Here is a 15,327-nt window from a genome sequence, read left to right as displayed (position 1 = left end):
ATTATGCCTCCTCGCCCACTTGTGTCTTCATCCAGGCTTCTGCACAGCCTTTCGCCATCGCGCGAACACGACCGATATAGGCCGCACGTTCGGTAACCGAGATTACCCCGCGCGCATCAAGCAGGTTAAAGGTATGGCTGGCACGGATACATTGCTCATATGCTGGCAGTGCCAATGGTTCGTCCAGACCAAGAAGGTGCGAACATTGTGTTTCAGCATCGCGGAAATGCTGAAAGAGGATATCTGTGTTGGCATGTTCAAAGTTATAGGCGGATTGTTCACGCTCATTTTGCAAGAACACATCACCGTACGTTACGCCTTCGCCGTTGAAGTCCAGATCATATACATTTTCAACGCCCTGAATATACATGGCCAGACGTTCCAGACCGTAGGTCAATTCCACCGCAACCGGGTCACATTCAATGCCACCGACTTGCTGGAAATAAGTAAACTGTGTGACTTCCATCCCATCAAGCCAGACTTCCCAGCCCAACCCCCAGGCACCCAACGTCGGGCTTTCCCAGTCATCTTCCACAAAGCGGATATCGTGAAGGTCCGTATCAATGCCCAGATGCTTCAGGCTTTCCAGATACAATTCCTGTGAATTGGCAGGCGATGGTTTCAGGATCACCTGGAACTGATAATAATGCTGCAGACGGTTCGGGTTTTCCCCGTAACGACCATCAACCGGGCGGCGCGACGGCTGCACATAAGCCGTTTTCCAGGGCTTGGGCCCCAGTGCACGCAACGTTGTAGCCGGGTGGAACGTCCCTGCACCGACTTCCATATCAAGCGGTTGCAGGATTACACAGCCCTTTTCGGCCCAAAAATTCTGGAGCGAAAGGATCAAATTCTGGAAACAGGTTTTTTTATTGGGTGTCGTGCCCATGGTCTTCACAATCATAAAAACGTTTTTTTGCAGTGCCGAAATTAGCGGAAAATCAAAGCGCGGGTCAAGCGCCAATCAGTCTATCTGTCGTATGGACAACCTTCTTTGCCACAACCGCTTCTTTTATCCGAAATAACATAGTCCCCGCATTTGGCGCAGGCGACCAATTCTTCATAGTCCGCTTCCTGCGCTTTGGGGGCAGCTTGTTCCGCTTTGGATGGTCCGCGTGGTGTTTGGGAAGATGCGTTTTTCTTCTGGTTTTCCTGCATCCGGTTGAACCATTTAAACCCGTACCAGACCACAATAATAATCGCGGCTGTAAAAAGCAGTTTCGTGGGGCTAAAGCCAAGCATGTCAAAGTGCCTATAATCAAGTACTACAAGTAAGAAGACATGTTTCTAGACTATTCTATTGCCAATGACAATCAGCTTCCCGCTTTAAAGTCTTCTGAAAAAGCATCAAAGCTTTCAAACTCGTCTGGTGCTTTTTTCTTTTTCTGTTTGGCTTTCTTTTCAACCGATGATCGCCCGGCAGGTTGCGGCTTGGCCGATGGCCGAGGGGGTGGGCTTGGTTTGGTCCGGATCGGTTCTGCTTCGCTCAGTTGTGTCGGATCATCTGAAGTCGCAGGTGCAGCAGGGGCTGCGGGAGCTTTGGGTGCGGCCATATCCGGCGCTTCATCATGATCCAGATTGACCGTGCGCGAAACTTCGATATCCCCAAGCGATGCAGGTTCAGCCGCAGCCGATGGCGCTTTGGGGCGTTTTTTAAACTCAGCAGCGGGTGGCATTTGTGAAGACGGTCGTCCGCCTCGCCCTTCCTGCAGGGCCTGTATCTGTACCTGTAGCGAGGCAACATCCGCGCGCAGACGTTCCACATTCTTTTCCATTTCCCCGAACGTTTCTTCGAGGTGGCCTTCCATGGTTTCCTTGAAACGTTTTCCGTCTTCCTTGTTTTCATCACGCATCCAGTTGATACGTTGCTTGGTGTCTTTATCGACCCATTCCTGCAGTTCTTTGACCTTTTTATCAAAGTCTTTGCGCACGCCAACTTTTACGTCGTAAATGGAATTGGCAACATTACCCAGATAATAAACGATGAAGAATCCAACCAGCACCGCAACAGCAACCCCGACGGTGATGGCAATGGTTGCCGTCGCGCTCATAGGAGGCCTCGCACAATATTTGTTCTGCGATGATCAAGGGTGGTGGCGAAAAACATTCACGTCCTCATAACCATGAAATTCAATTCATCTTAGTCTACATGGACTTAACAGAAACGCCATCAAAAAAGTGGCTATCCCCGCAAATCCAGCGCTGCCCCGTCTTTTAAGATCGCCGCTGCTTTTTCACGATAGCCGCCCTCATCTTCATGAATGACCAGACCGGAGGCAAATTTCATCGGTGTCTTGATGCCTTTGCGCCCCTGCAGAATAAACCGTTTGGCCCCACGCGCCTGCGCGCCTGTCGGGCTCATGGACCAAAGCGGAAAGAGAACCAAGTCCCCCAGCCTGCCCTGCAGCGCCGCCAATGTTTCTTCCAACCGCTCCACCCGGTTGATAAAGCTGATCGTGCCCTTGGGCTTGGTCATGCGTAACATATAATTGACCCAGTCCTGCAAGGATGCATCTTCTTCCATATGGGCGCGTGCCTTGATCTCATTGGGCGGGCGATGGCCGGACCCGCTTTCATAAAAAGGTGGATTCGCCATCACATGATCAAAAGAATTGGGTTCCGGGTCCATGGTTCTGTGCGTAACGTCCCCCTGAACAAACCGTACGGTTTCTTCTTTTTCATTCAGCTTTTTGTTTTTTTCCGCAATGGCGACCAGCGTTTCCTGAATTTCCAGCCCCGTAACATGCACACCGGGCACGCGCGCTTCCAGACAAAAAGTTGCTGCGCCTACGCCACATCCCACATCCAGAATTTTCTGATTAGGTTTGGCGGGAATGCTCGCGGCCAGAAAGACCGGGTCGGTTGCTGCGCGATATCCATCAACAGGTTGCAACAGGCGAACGCGACCGTCCAGAAACAGATCTTCGCTTAAGGCTGGCTCAGTCGGATTCACAGGTCATGTCTCCGTTTTGCAATGCTTCCAGCACCCGTTTGGCACGGTTGTAATGCTCATCACTCACCATAATGCGGTGCGATGCAATGGACATATCACCGGGGAAAAGGCTTCCGACAAACCCGTCAAAAACGTCGAATTCCACCTCTTCAACGCTGAGGTGATGGCGCAGTGCGGAGACCAAAACAAGGTCGCCCGTGGCAAGTAACTCTTTCATTAATTGTCATACCCTCTTCCAACGCTGGGCCAAACCTGCTATTCACTTGTCGCCTTATCCCGTTTCGTGGCGTATGGGTCAAGGCAAACAACGATAATTTTTAAGCTTATGGAATACCATGGATAAGTCCTCGTCAAGCCCTACTGCAGTTGAAACACTCACCAATCTGGTTGCAGACGACCTCAAGGCTGTAAATGAAGCCATCTTGGAACGCATGCAAAGCCCTGTGGTTCTGATCCCACAGCTGGCTGGCCACATCATCGCAGCGGGCGGCAAACGCCTGCGCCCGATGCTGACCCTTGCAAGCGCGCAGATGCTGAATTACGACGGCGACAAGCACATTGGTCTGGCGGCCTGTGTTGAATTTATCCATACCGCCACTTTGCTCCATGACGATGTGGTCGACGAAAGTGACCTGCGTCGCGGCCAGGACAGCGCCAACGCCATCTGGGGCAACAAAGCCAGCGTTCTGGTCGGTGACTTCCTGTTCAGCCGCAGTTTCGAATTGATGGTGCAGGCTGACAGTTTAAAAGTGATGGAAATCCTGTCTCACGCGTCTTCCGTTATCGCAGAAGGTGAAGTGCTGCAGCTTATCACCGCCAATGATGCAGATGCAACCGAAGAAGCTTACCTGGAAGTCATTCAGGCCAAAACCGCACAGCTCTTTGCCGCGGCCTGTCATGTGGGCGGTCTGGTTGCCAATGCAACACCAGAACAGGAAGAAGCCCTGCAGTCTTACGGCAACAACCTGGGCATTGCCTTCCAACTGATCGACGATGCGCTTGACTATTCCGCCAAACAGGCCGATCTGGGCAAGGCCGTCGGTGATGATTTCCGCGACGGTAAAATGACCCTGCCGGTTATTCTGGCCGTAGCCCGAGGTGACGCAGAAGAAAAAGCCTTCTGGAAACGCACACAGGAAGACCAGAACTTCCAGGATGGCGATCTGGAACACGCCCTTTCTCTGCTGACCAAACACAACACGCTCGACGACACCGTCACCCGTGCACGCGAATATGGCGAAAAAGCCATCAACGATCTGAACGTTTTCCCAGAAACGCCCGCGCGCGAAGCCCTTAAAGGCATTGTGGAATTCTGCATCGAGCGGGCTTACTGATTTTTTAATTCCCGCCCCTTGCACCGATCATAATGATCCGCTATACACAGCGCCCGCCACCAGCATCAACAAAGCAGACACCGATATCTATAAAAACGATTTGATTTCCTTAAGTTACATCTCTATTAGTATTGAAGTTTAAAGTATTATGGTGAGTTATGACAAAGGCCTTTATCAGTTATTCAATTAAGGATGAACCCATCGCCCGACAGCTTCATTCTGCCCTAGTTGGAGGGGGTGTGGAAACATTCTTAGCAAGCCTGTCTATTGAAGCCGGGGGTAAGTGGGCGGATAATATCTTCGATAGCTTAAATAAAGCGGAGTGGGTCTTCTTTCTTGCATCAAAAGACTCTTGTGCATCCCACGCTGTCCAGCAAGAATTAGGTGCATCTCTTATTCAGAAAAAAACCATTGTTCCAATTCTTGTGGATATTGAGCCGGAAGAATTACCCGGCTGGGTCAGTCAGCACCAAGCTGTCAGAGTAAATGATGCACCAGAAGTTATTCAATCAGTTATTTCTAAAGTTTCAGAAACTGTAAAAAGCGATAAATTTAAAACTGGCGTTATTTGTGGTGCCTTATTGGCTGGTTTTTTTATGTTGCTTAAAAAGTAGTTTTCATACGTATTGGTGGGCTGATTAAAGAGCGTAAATCTTGGATATTTATGAAAATATTGTAATAGGTAATTTCCTTGTTGGTCTGGGCTATGAAATCAGAGAACTAGGAAATGAGCTTGGCGTTAGTGTTAACTTATTGCAACAAACGCCGATGGATACAGAAATTGGGGACATACTAATTCAAGGTCTAAAATCATTAGTAATTCTCGAATTCAAAAGACATGAAAGTAGCAGCGATAAAGAAACTCAAAAGGTGGATGCGTTAAAAGACGCTCTTCATTCAGAAAGAAATCGTGACTTACAACCAGTTTCTAGGTCTATACACTGGTATATTGAATCTGAAAACAGAGATGAAAGCTTTACTTGCCACGCTAGTCCGTATTTGGACTACAAAGAAAATTTATCTGATATTGCGCTTGATAAATTGGTAAAAAAAGTAGCTAAAAGTATTGTTAACCCTCCTGCTGATGCTAATTGGACGCAACTCTGTATTTCGTATTTGGATTTATTGCGAACACTATACAAGAAGAGAAAAACATCCTCAGGAGCTTTGATTTTCTTTGCCTCTGACTCTGGCTTCAAATATTTAGCGGTTTCTAATTTTTCGGACTTGAGCAAGTCATTAGGAAAGGCGCTCGCGCACAATCTCGAAAAATCTAATGATCATGTTCCTGAATTTAAACGTGTTTATCAAAGAGGTCTTTAAAGGTGAAGTCCGAAGCAAAAATCATGGAAGAAATATTTCAGCGTTGCGATAGATTAACTCAAACGTATGAAGACTTGGCTCAAAGAGCATCTGAGCAACAGAATAACATTGAAAGACTTTCCCAAAGCTCAAACCACCAAATATCTAGCGAAGTTTCTAGTATTGTACATAAATATGAAGCTGGTGTTGCTATATTACGTACACAGTTCACCAGTGATGTTGAGTCACTAAGAAAAGATATTGATGAGTTAAATGTGGTGGTTGCTGCGTATCAAAAGAAATTATCCATTAACAGACCTTTTAGTTCATTAATGGCTGTTATACTCATAGTGTTAATTACTTCTGGCCTACACTATCTCATTCCAATTCTAATTGAGTTTCTTCCTGCTTTTTCAATATGATACGTATGTGCCTATATTATGCCTGACTTGGCTTGGTTTATTCCCTCGCCATCGCCTTTAATCGGATTATTAGGCGATCACCAACATTGCCCTGTCAAAACAGCGCTCCTTGCCCCCAACCAGCACAAGACCGACATGGCGCTAAAAACACATTTTCCAGTGTAGAACCAAGCCAGTCTACGTACATCCCCTTAACCAATTGGTCAGTTTGATCTTATAAAGTGAATAGCCAGAAAAAAATAATCCGCCTCTTGCAAAATTGGTAATACCCATTTTCTCTCATAAAAATAAGTTTTAACAATACCTAAAACAACAACTTATAATATTTCTAAATATCAACCATAAATACGAACGGGCTCTGTGCCTTTCCGCAAGAAAATTACAGATTTTTTAATTTTTTGTGGCGTTTTTATGTGTTTTAATGCGCCGAATAACGAAATTCCCGTGTATCGTTTATAGGCTAAAAATGAAACCCACCAACACAACTGATCCGGCCCACTTTCATAAAGTGGTCGATTGCCAGTATGCGTGTCCGGCGCATACGCCAGTTCCTGAATATATCCGTCTGATCCTCGCGCGCAGGTATACGGATTCATATATGGTGAACTGGGAAGCCAATGTTTTTCCCGGTATTCTGGGTCGGGTGTGTGACCGCCCGTGTGAACCGGCATGTCGTCGCCAGCGCGTTGAAGAAAAGCCCGTTGCCATCTGTCGCTTAAAGCGCGTGGCCGCAGACTATAAAGAAGATATCAAGGACCGCCTTCCGAAAATTCCAACCCAGAAAAACGGCAAGAAAATTGCGTTGTTGGGCGCGGGTCCGGCATCCCTAACCGTTGCACGTGACCTGATGCCATTGGGGTATAACTGTACGTTGATTGAACGTGACGCAAAAGCGGGTGGCATGATGCGCACACAAATCCCGTCCTTCCGTCTGCCGGCTAAAACACTGGACAGCGAAGTCGATACGGTGCTGGATTTTGGAGTTGAAACCCGCTTTGGTGAAGAGATCACCTCGCTGAAATCCATCATTGATGAAGGCTATGATGCGGTTGTGGTCGGCACCGGTGCCCCAAGTGGTCGCCCGCTGAAGATCGAAGGACTGGAAGAGTCTGGCGATCACGTTCAGATCGGGATCAACTGGCTGGCTGGTGTAACCTTTGAACATGTGAAAGAAGCGCCCAAACGCGTTGTCGTTTTAGGTGGTGGTAACACGGCCATGGACTGTACGCGTACGGCGCGTCGCCTTGGGGCAAGTGAAGTCAAAGCCATCGTTCGTTCAACCTATGATGAGATGAAATCCTCGCCGTGGGAACGTGAAGACGCCATGGAAGAAGGCGTTGAAATTATCCCGAACCACACGCCGCTTCGTTATGTGGTTAAAGACGGTAAATTCATTGGTGTTGAATTTGAACGGGTTGAAACCCATTGGGAAAAAGGCAAACGTAATCTCGTCTCCACCGGGGAAACTCTGCTGGTGGAATGTGACCTTGTCTTGGTGGCCGTTGGTCAGGATGCAAGCTTCCCCTGGATTGAACGCAACATCGGTATTGATTTTGATGATTGGGGCATGGCGGTTGTCAATAAAGACACGCTGCAATCCACCCACGAGAAAGTCTTCTTTGCAGGTGATGCCGCCTTTGGTCCGGAAAATATCATCACGGCCGTGGCCCATGGTCATATTGCTGCAGCATCTATTGATCGCATGTTGTCCAAGGATAAAGAGCTAAACGACATTCCCATCGGTGATTACACCATGGAATCCCAGAAGATGGGTATCCATGAATGGTCTTATCAAAGTGCTGTTTCCAATGACCCGCGCAACAAGGTGCCGGTCATGAATATGGAAGAAGCCATGAAAGACATGCTGGCCGAAGTCGAACTGGGCTTTGATGAAAAGCTTGCCCTGAAAGAGGCGTCACGGTGCCTGAGCTGTGATGTTCAGACCGTCTTTATGGCAGAGCGTTGCATTGAATGTGTGTCCTGTGAAGACATCTGTCCCATGGACTGTATCAACTTCATTGATAATGGCGACGAAGATGACCTGCGTTCGCGCCTGCACGTTCCTGCCGTTGGCAATGACAGAGACATTTATGTATCGGGTGCTTTGAAAAGCAAACAGATCATGGTCAAGGATGAGGATGTCTGTCTTCACTGTGGCCTGTGCGCCGAGCGCTGTCCAACAGGCGCCTGGGACATGCAGAAATTCCTATTTAAAGCGACACAGGTAGAGGTGGCTTAACGATGAAACACATTAATTCCGTAAACGAATTCGTTATTCGCTTTGCCAACACCAATGGTACAGGTTCAGCAAGCGCCAACAATATGTTCGCCAAAGCTATTTTCCGCATGGGTATCCCGGTGAGCCCGCGCAACGTCTTTCCCTCCAACATTCAGGGTATGCCCACATGGTTTGATGTGCGCGTTTCTGAAAAAGGATACCTCAGCCGTCGTGAAGGTGGCGCTGACATCGTGGTTGGCATGAACGCCCAGTCCATGGTGGCGGATGTGGACCATGTGCTGCCCGGCGGCTATTTCCTTTATGACTCCACCAAAGAGATTGACCCGCAGCTGCTGCGCAAGGACATTACCTTCTTAGGATTGCCGATCTCTGATGTATGTCGCAAGGAATATTCTGATCCACGCCAGCGCCAGCTGTTCAAAAACGTGATCTATGTTGGTGCGCTAGCGGCCTTGCTGGATATGGACTTTGAAATCTTGAAAGGTCTGGTGGCTGATCAGTTCCGTGGTAAGGAAAAGCTGATTTCCCCCAACGTCTATGCGTTGGAACTGGGCTATCAGATGGCGACCAGCAATTTCACCTGCCCGCTGACCATTACGGCAAAAACCAGTGACCAGGTCGGATCACGCATCCTGATTGATGGCAACACGGCCTGTGGTCTGGGGGCTGTTTATGGCGGGGCGACCGTCGCGGGCTGGTATCCGATCACGCCGTCGACATCGGTTGTTGAGAATTTTGAAAAATATTGTAACCGCCTGCGCATTGACCCGGCGTCCGGTAAAAAGAACTTCGCCATCATGCAGGCCGAAGACGAACTGGCCGCCATCGGTATCGCCATCGGCGGCGGCTGGAACGGGGCACGCTCCTTTACTGCCACGTCCGGTCCGGGTGTGTCTTTGATGACAGAATTCTTAGGCCTGGCTTACTTTGCAGAAATCCCGGTTGTTTTGATGGATGTGCAACGTGCCGGACCGTCAACGGGCATGCCGACACGTACGCAGCAGTCTGACATTCTGGCCTGCGCTTATGCATCGCACGGCGATACAAAGCAGGTGATGATCTTCCCATCTTCGCCCAACGAATGTTTTGAAATGTCTGCCGCCTCTTTTGATTATGCAGAACGTCTGCAAACCCCGATCATTTTGATGACAGACCTTGATCTGGGCATGAACGATCATTTGACGGACGAGCTGGATTGGAACGACGATCGCGAATATGACCGTGGTAAAGTCCTGAACGCCCAACAGCTGGATGAGGTCAAGGAATTTGGCCGTTATCTGGATGTGGACGGTGATGGCATTCCGTACCGCACCTATCCGGGCACCCACCCGGAAAAAGGCATCTTCTTTACCCGTGGGACATCGCGTGATGAATATGCAGTCTATACGGAAAAAGGCGAAGACTATGTGCGCAACATGGAACGTCTGGAAAAGAAATTTGCAACAGCCGCTGAATATCTGCCACAGCCGGAACTGCATGCGGACAATTCAGGTTCCCGCGTTGGTGTGATCTATTTTGGCACCACCGCACAAGCCATTGATGAAACCTTCGACATGCTTTCCGAACAAGGATATACGGTTGACGGCATGCGCCTGAAATCCTTCCCGTTCAGCAATCAGGTTGCAGAATTCGTCAAATCCCATGACCAGGTTTTTGTTGTCGAACAAAACCGCGATGCACAAATGCGCACCCTGTTGATGAACGAGTTGGAAATTGATCCGGCCAAACTGGTTGCAATTACGCACTATGACGGCATGCCGATTACAGCCTCTTTCATCAGCGATGCGATTGTCAAAGACATCGCGATCAAGCCCACCAAGAAAAAAGCAGCGAGCAAAGGGTAAGAAACATGAGCTATTTAAAATCCAAATTTCACCACCCGAAACTGCCACGCAACGATCTGGGTCTGACCTATCGTGAATATGAAGGTTCGCTCTCCACACTCTGTGCGGGCTGTGGTCACGATGCTGTGGGTGCAGCCCTGGTTCAGGCCTGTTTTGAACTTTCCATTCCCCCGCACGAGATTGCCAAACTGTCCGGGATCGGTTGCTCTTCCAAGGCACCAACTTATTTCCTGGGGAAATCCCACGGGTTTAACACGGTCCATGGTCGTATGCCGTCCGTCGCCACTGGCGCCAATATGGCAAACCGCAGCCTGAAATATATCGGCATGTCCGGGGATGGGGATACGGCTTCCATCGGTATGGGCCAGTTTGCCCATGTGGTGCGTCGTCGTCTCAACATGACCTATGTGGTTGCCAACAACGGTGTCTATGGGCTGACCAAAGGCCAGACAGCGGCCACGGCGGACCGTGGATCAAAAACCAAAAAGGGGGAAGAAATTGTCTGGGGGGCGATTGACCTGCCAACGATGGCCCTGCAACTGGGGGCGACTTTCGTTGCGCGCAGTTTCTCTGGCGATAAAGAACAACTGGTTCCGCTGTTGAAAGCCGCCATCTGCCATGACGGTTTTGCCTTCATCGACATCATGTCCCCTTGTGTGACTTTCAACAACCACGCGACCTCCACACGCTCTTACGACTATGTGCGCGAACATGTAGAAGCAGGCAACATTGCCGATTTCGTGCCCAGCCGCGAAGAGATCACCACGCAATATCCCGAAGGTGAAAGCAAGGACATCTGCCTGCATGACGGCTCTATCATCCGCCTACACAAAGGCCAGGGTGGATACGATCCATCCGATCGCTTTGCCGCCATCAACGCCATTGAAAAGCACCGTCAGGAAGGTGAAATCCTCACTGGCCTGCTTTACTGCGACCCAACCCTGCGCGACATGCACGACTTCCTGGGCACAACGGACACCCCGTTGAACCAGCTAAACACCAAAACACTGTGCCCGGGCAACCACGCGCTCAAAGGCATCAACGACAGCTTCCGTTAAGGTCGATTGTCATTCCAAATAAAAAAGCCACTGACTGCATCTGCACTCTGTGGCTTTTTTATTGTCGGTGTTAAATCCCTGTTCCCTACTCCAATTATTCGTCTCCAAGGATAATATGGAGCATCAGAAGAACGTTTTTCCACAAAAAACTGAAAACCTAGCCTTTGCGCAAATTTCTGACAAATTGACGAAGCTGGGCATCCAATTTTTCCGCCTGCGACTGCAAATCATCAGATGCGGTTAAAACCTGTTGGGAACGTCCCACATTACTTTGGGCACCTTCTTTCACCTCTGACACAGTTGAAGAGACCAAATTGACGTCTTGTGCTGTCTGCGATGCATTACCGGCAATTTCACGCGTAGCGGCCCCTTGTTCTTCAATTGCTGCAGCAATGGCAGCTGATGTTTCCTGCACAGCGCTGATCGCGGTGTTAATCCCGGAAATACCACTGACGGTTTCTTCGGTTGCGCCAACCACATTGTTGATCTGATTTTCAATCTGTTCTGTCGCCTTGGCAGTCTGGTTCGCAAGGTTTTTCACCTCACTGGCGACAACGGCAAACCCCTTGCCAGCGTCCCCGGCCCGCGCAGCTTCAATAGTCGCATTCAGGGCCAAAAGGTTGGTCTGGTTGGCAATATCGGAAATCAAACCAACGACTTCTGAAATTTCAGAAACACGACTGGAAAGGCTTTGCACATTTTCAGTAGCTTCCCTGCTTGTATTTGCTGCCATTGTTGCCTGTTCACTGGAACTATTAACCTGCCTTGAAATTTCATCAACCGAAGCTGACAATTCTTCAGATGATGCCGCCACCGCTTCGACGTTCCCCGTAATATTTAGCGCGGCACTCGAAGCATTTTCTGCGTTCTGCCCAACCGTTTCAGCAGCACCGGACATGCCTTGCGCCAGGGATTGCAGGCTACTTGCGGCTTCTTTCACCGAGACAACAATGCCGCTGACTTCATCTTCAAAGGCCGTTGCCATATCCTCCAATGCTTTGCGTCTTTCTTCCTCACTCCGTTCTGCAGCCTTTTCATTTTCAGAAGCCAGTCGGTCCATTTCAATCGCATTTTCCTTGAAGACCGTGACAGCCTGCGCCATTGCACCGATCTCGTCATCCTCGTCACGGCTGGGGATATCAATGTCCTTTTCCCCTGCAGCCAGGCGGGTCATGGCCGCCGTCATCCCCATCACCGGTGCAGCAACCCATTTACGCACCAACAGGCCAAGAAGCACGATGATCGCGGTCACAGAAAGAATGGCCGCAATAATCGCTGTCGTTCTGAATTTTTGCTGTTCTGCATAGGCAAGATCACGATCAATCGCAAAACCCAAAGACCAATTGACACTTGGCAATCCGGTTACTGGAAAAAAGGCAAACATTTGATCGCCATGTTCAGCCAGTTCCGTTCCGGTTGCCAAACTGGGCGTATTATCCGGATAGACCTCTGCCAATTTTTTAAGGCTTTGTTCCTTGTCGGGGTGAATCAGGACGATCCCCTGATCATTCACCAGAAAAGCATAGCCGATCCCGCCTAGATCAAGGCTTCGAACGATATCCACCAAAACTCCGATCTTGATATCCCCGCCAACAACCCCCAGCAGGTCTTTATCCTTAAACACCGGAGATGCCATGGTAACAATCAATTCGCCTGAAAACGCATCCACATACGGTTCCGTCAGCGTGCTCGCCCCTGCCTTGGCGGCATCTCCATACCATGGACGTTTGCGCGGATCATAACCATCAGGTAGTTCAGAGTCTGGGAACATCAGCATATCACCTTGCGCCGTCCCGAGATAAGAAAACATGAAGGTTTTTTCTAAAATCGGGCGACGGATCAACGTTTTCACCATATCCGTTGCACTGTCCTGTGCAATATTTTGCCCCAGGTTTTCGATCATCAAGGTGCGACCTTCAACCCAGTTTTCAATACTTTTAGACGCAAGCTCGCCAGTTTCCTGAAGTTTGGATTTCAACGATTGTGTCGTCGCCTGAGATTGAGTCAAATCAAAGTAAAAGATAAAGATCGTATAAGCCAACAAAACGATCAACGCGGCTGCACATAGAATTTTACTACCAATATTAAGTTTCATCATTTCCCCCACAGTTGCAGTCCATTAATCTGATATGGGAAATCTATTGGAAGATAAAAGGTATATTTTTACCATAGAAAAAGCAGGTAAGCGTCACACTTACCTGCTCCTTCAAAGAATCTTTTTGAGAACTTGGAGGTAACTCAGACAAAAGGCCCCTTAACCGTAAAATACGTGTGGCAACCATGTGGCGATGGATGGCCAGGCAACCAGCGCTGCAATCATAAAGAACATCGCCATCACAAATGGGAGTGCCCCGACGATCACATCATTTACCGCCCCGCCATTGGGTCGCACGCCCTGGACCACATAGAGATTCACCCCAATCGGTGGTGTGATCAAGGCTGTTTCCAGCAAGACCATCAGCAAGATGCCAAACCAGACCGGATCATAACCAAGCCCCACCACAATCGGTGCAATCAGCGGCACAGTTGTGATCATCATGGAAAGGGTCTCCATAAAACAGCCGACCACAAGATAGAAGCAAATGATCATGAACAAGGTCATTTCAGGCGACAGACCCAGGGCAGAAATGCTGTCGGTCAATTGCTTGGTCAAACCAATACTGGACAGAACAAAGTTCAGGAAATAAGCCATCAGGATGATCAGCATCACCATGGCAGTTGTACGCATGGTCCCCACCAAAGCCTCTTTCATCATGGCAAGACTGAACTGCCCGTAATAGATACACAGACCAATAGAGGCAACCACACCCAAGGCAGCGGCTTCGGTCGGCGTTGCCCATCCGGCATAGATGGATCCAACGACGATCATAAACAGACCAACAGGTGGCAACAGGTGACGTAGTGCGGCCAGACGCTGGGCTGGGCTTGCCGGGTTCGTCTTGCCCCCCCAACCGGGGCGCAGGATACAAAAGACGGCGATGGACACCATAAACACACCAGCGAGCATCAGACCAGGCAGAATACCTGCGAGATACAGCTGCGGCACGGAGGTTTCGGTCAGTACGCCATAGATGATCAGGTTGATCGAAGGCGGAATGAGAATTCCTAGCGTCCCACCCGCTGCCAATGATCCCAAGAAAAGACGGTCATTATACCCATTCTTCTGACCTTCCGGGATGGCAACCGTACCGATGGTCGCAGCGGTCGCAACACTTGAACCGGATGTGGCGGCAAACAAGGCACTGGCAGCGATATTGGAATGCATCAATCCACCGGGGATACGACCCAGCCAAAGTTCAAGGGCCGTATACATCCGCGCTGAAATCCCGCTTCTGACCAGAATTTCCCCCAACAGGATAAACATCGGGATGGCGGCCAGCAGGAAATCTGTGCTGACATGCCAGGTGATTTCCCCAACAGCCTTATAAAGCGGGAATGGGGAATAGACCATATCCAGGATAAACCCGACCCCACCCAGAACAGCCGCTACAGGCACGCTTAGGGCAATCAGGGTCAGAAGGACGGCAATTGCAGTTAACAACATGACTTAACCCTCCTTCTCATTTAACGGGTGGGGTTGCGCACCGACTTCATCTTCAATGTCATCATTGACGGTGCGCGCACCCAAAAGCTTATGCACAGTCTCAAAATCCCCTTTCAGCAAAGAAAGGATGGAGACAAAGCTTTGATAGGCAAAGACAATCAGGAAAGCGACAAAACCGATAAACCACAGCCCTTGCGGGATCCAAAGCGGTGTTGCCAAAGGTGTGTTGGCGTGGCTGTCAAATTCGATAGATTCCACCAAAACATCCCAGATATAAACGGAACTTACCCCAAGGACCGCGCCCAAAACCACAAGCGCGATGACATCCAGCACAGCGGCCAATTTGTCCGGCAGCATGGCGTAGAGCGCATCAACCCGGATGTTGGCCCGACAGATCAGGGTCAGGGCAAAAGCCCAGCTGGACCCGATCCCCAGCGCGTAGCCCGAAAGTTCATCCGCACCGCCGATGGAAAAGTTGGCCAGTTTCCTTAAGAACACTTCAACAGTTACCAAAAAGGCCGATGCGAGGATAAGCGCACCACCGCACAGGGCCATGTTTTCGCTTATTTTTCGTAAGTTTCTCTCAATCAAATTCATTGTTTGATCCTCGCAAAAAAAAGATGGATGGCGC

General features: G+C 49.5%; 15 protein-coding genes. 7 read left to right on the top strand and 8 right to left on the bottom strand.

The annotated features are described in order from the left end of the window. Position 1: 1 nt before the first annotated feature. The 5 genes from RYZ26_RS06295 to RYZ26_RS06275 form a co-directional block, all read right to left on the bottom strand. Entirely contained in the window at positions 2-889 is an 888-nt protein-coding gene (locus RYZ26_RS06295; RefSeq protein ID WP_317682318.1) for a glycine--tRNA ligase subunit alpha, read from the bottom strand. A gap of 80 nt (positions 890-969) precedes the next feature. Next, positions 970-1,242 (bottom strand): hypothetical protein, encoded by a 273-nt coding sequence (locus RYZ26_RS06290; RefSeq protein ID WP_317682317.1) that lies wholly within the window; start codon positions 1,240-1,242, stop codon positions 970-972. Between the two features lie 71 nt (positions 1,243-1,313). Beyond that, positions 1,314-2,051 carry a hypothetical protein gene (locus RYZ26_RS06285; protein WP_317682316.1) on the bottom strand — a complete coding sequence of 246 codons (738 nt, stop codon included), beginning with the start codon at positions 2,049-2,051 and terminating at the stop codon, positions 1,314-1,316. A gap of 131 nt (positions 2,052-2,182) precedes the next feature. Further along, a complete protein-coding gene (locus tag RYZ26_RS06280; protein ID WP_317682315.1) occupies positions 2,183-2,953 on the bottom strand; it encodes a tRNA1(Val) (adenine(37)-N6)-methyltransferase in 771 nt (256 codons plus the stop codon). Next, positions 2,940-3,170 carry a putative signal transducing protein gene (locus tag RYZ26_RS06275; RefSeq protein ID WP_317682314.1) on the bottom strand — a complete coding sequence of 77 codons (231 nt, stop codon included), beginning with the start codon at positions 3,168-3,170 and terminating at the stop codon, positions 2,940-2,942. Before RYZ26_RS06275 ends, RYZ26_RS06280 begins: the two co-directional genes overlap by 14 nt. Positions 3,171-3,288: 118 nt before the next feature. On the opposite strand from RYZ26_RS06275, the gene RYZ26_RS06270 reads away from it, so the two are divergent. The 7 genes from RYZ26_RS06270 to RYZ26_RS06240 all read left to right on the top strand — a co-directional run bounded on the left by RYZ26_RS06270 (position 3,289) and on the right by RYZ26_RS06240 (position 11,152). Continuing rightward, positions 3,289-4,287, top strand: coding sequence for a polyprenyl synthetase family protein (locus RYZ26_RS06270; protein ID WP_317682313.1), 999 nt, complete (start codon positions 3,289-3,291; stop codon positions 4,285-4,287). Between the two features lie 158 nt (positions 4,288-4,445). Further along, positions 4,446-4,901 carry a toll/interleukin-1 receptor domain-containing protein gene (locus RYZ26_RS06265; RefSeq protein ID WP_317682312.1) on the top strand — a complete coding sequence of 152 codons (456 nt, stop codon included), beginning with the start codon at positions 4,446-4,448 and terminating at the stop codon, positions 4,899-4,901. A gap of 40 nt (positions 4,902-4,941) precedes the next feature. Beyond that, positions 4,942-5,610 carry a hypothetical protein gene (locus RYZ26_RS06260; RefSeq protein WP_317682311.1) on the top strand — a complete coding sequence of 223 codons (669 nt, stop codon included), beginning with the start codon at positions 4,942-4,944 and terminating at the stop codon, positions 5,608-5,610. Between the two features lie 2 nt (positions 5,611-5,612). Continuing rightward, on the top strand, positions 5,613-6,011 hold the full coding sequence (locus tag RYZ26_RS06255; RefSeq protein ID WP_317682310.1) for a hypothetical protein: 399 nt from the start codon (positions 5,613-5,615) through the stop codon (positions 6,009-6,011). Positions 6,012-6,477: 466 nt separating this feature from the next. Next, positions 6,478-8,250, top strand: coding sequence for an FAD-dependent oxidoreductase (locus RYZ26_RS06250; protein ID WP_317682309.1), 1,773 nt, complete (start codon positions 6,478-6,480; stop codon positions 8,248-8,250). 2 nt (positions 8,251-8,252) lie between these two features. Further along, positions 8,253-10,094 (top strand): 2-oxoacid:acceptor oxidoreductase subunit alpha, encoded by a 1,842-nt coding sequence (locus RYZ26_RS06245; RefSeq protein WP_317682308.1) that lies wholly within the window; start codon positions 8,253-8,255, stop codon positions 10,092-10,094. Between the two features lie 5 nt (positions 10,095-10,099). Further along, positions 10,100-11,152, top strand: a complete 1,053-nt coding sequence (locus tag RYZ26_RS06240; protein ID WP_317682307.1) for a 2-oxoacid:ferredoxin oxidoreductase subunit beta — start codon at positions 10,100-10,102, stop codon at positions 11,150-11,152. Between the two features lie 157 nt (positions 11,153-11,309). Here RYZ26_RS06240 and RYZ26_RS06235 read toward each other — a convergent pair whose 3' ends face one another. The 3 genes from RYZ26_RS06235 to RYZ26_RS06225 form a co-directional block, all read right to left on the bottom strand. Further along, on the bottom strand, positions 11,310-13,250 hold the full coding sequence (locus RYZ26_RS06235) for a methyl-accepting chemotaxis protein (RefSeq protein ID WP_317682306.1): 1,941 nt from the start codon (positions 13,248-13,250) through the stop codon (positions 11,310-11,312). Positions 13,251-13,406: 156 nt separating this feature from the next. Then, complete coding sequence (locus RYZ26_RS06230; RefSeq protein WP_317682305.1) at positions 13,407-14,696, bottom strand: TRAP transporter large permease; 1,290 nt, start codon at positions 14,694-14,696, stop codon at positions 13,407-13,409. 3 nt (positions 14,697-14,699) lie between these two features. Continuing rightward, positions 14,700-15,293 carry a TRAP transporter small permease subunit gene (locus tag RYZ26_RS06225; RefSeq protein ID WP_317682304.1) on the bottom strand — a complete coding sequence of 198 codons (594 nt, stop codon included), beginning with the start codon at positions 15,291-15,293 and terminating at the stop codon, positions 14,700-14,702. Between the last annotated feature and the right edge of the window lie 34 nt (positions 15,294-15,327).

It is taken from the genome of Terasakiella sediminum (genome assembly GCF_033100395.1).
Classification (GTDB): domain Bacteria; phylum Pseudomonadota; class Alphaproteobacteria; order Rhodospirillales; family Terasakiellaceae; genus Terasakiella.
The sequence above is the reverse complement of the archived record's forward strand: the minus strand, read 5'-3'. Positions and strand labels throughout refer to the sequence as shown.

Bases quoted from the DNA above. Each gene is read 5' to 3' on its own strand.
- RYZ26_RS06295 (WP_317682318.1), bottom strand. From the start codon at position 889: ATGGGCACGACACCCAATAAAAAAACCTGTTTCCAGAATTTGATCCTT.
- RYZ26_RS06290 (WP_317682317.1), bottom strand. From the start codon at position 1,242: ATGCTTGGCTTTAGCCCCACGAAACTGCTTTTTACAGCCGCGATTATT.
- RYZ26_RS06285 (WP_317682316.1), bottom strand. From the start codon at position 2,051: ATGAGCGCGACGGCAACCATTGCCATCACCGTCGGGGTTGCTGTTGCG.
- RYZ26_RS06275 (WP_317682314.1), bottom strand. From the start codon at position 3,170: ATGAAAGAGTTACTTGCCACGGGCGACCTTGTTTTGGTCTCCGCACTG.
- RYZ26_RS06270 (WP_317682313.1), top strand. From the start codon at position 3,289: ATGGATAAGTCCTCGTCAAGCCCTACTGCAGTTGAAACACTCACCAAT.
- RYZ26_RS06265 (WP_317682312.1), top strand. From the start codon at position 4,446: ATGACAAAGGCCTTTATCAGTTATTCAATTAAGGATGAACCCATCGCC.
- RYZ26_RS06250 (WP_317682309.1), top strand. From the start codon at position 6,478: ATGAAACCCACCAACACAACTGATCCGGCCCACTTTCATAAAGTGGTC.
- RYZ26_RS06245 (WP_317682308.1), top strand. From the start codon at position 8,253: ATGAAACACATTAATTCCGTAAACGAATTCGTTATTCGCTTTGCCAAC.
- RYZ26_RS06240 (WP_317682307.1), top strand. From the start codon at position 10,100: ATGAGCTATTTAAAATCCAAATTTCACCACCCGAAACTGCCACGCAAC.
- RYZ26_RS06235 (WP_317682306.1), bottom strand. From the start codon at position 13,250: ATGATGAAACTTAATATTGGTAGTAAAATTCTATGTGCAGCCGCGTTG.
- RYZ26_RS06230 (WP_317682305.1), bottom strand. From the start codon at position 14,696: ATGTTGTTAACTGCAATTGCCGTCCTTCTGACCCTGATTGCCCTAAGC.
- RYZ26_RS06225 (WP_317682304.1), bottom strand. From the start codon at position 15,293: ATGAATTTGATTGAGAGAAACTTACGAAAAATAAGCGAAAACATGGCC.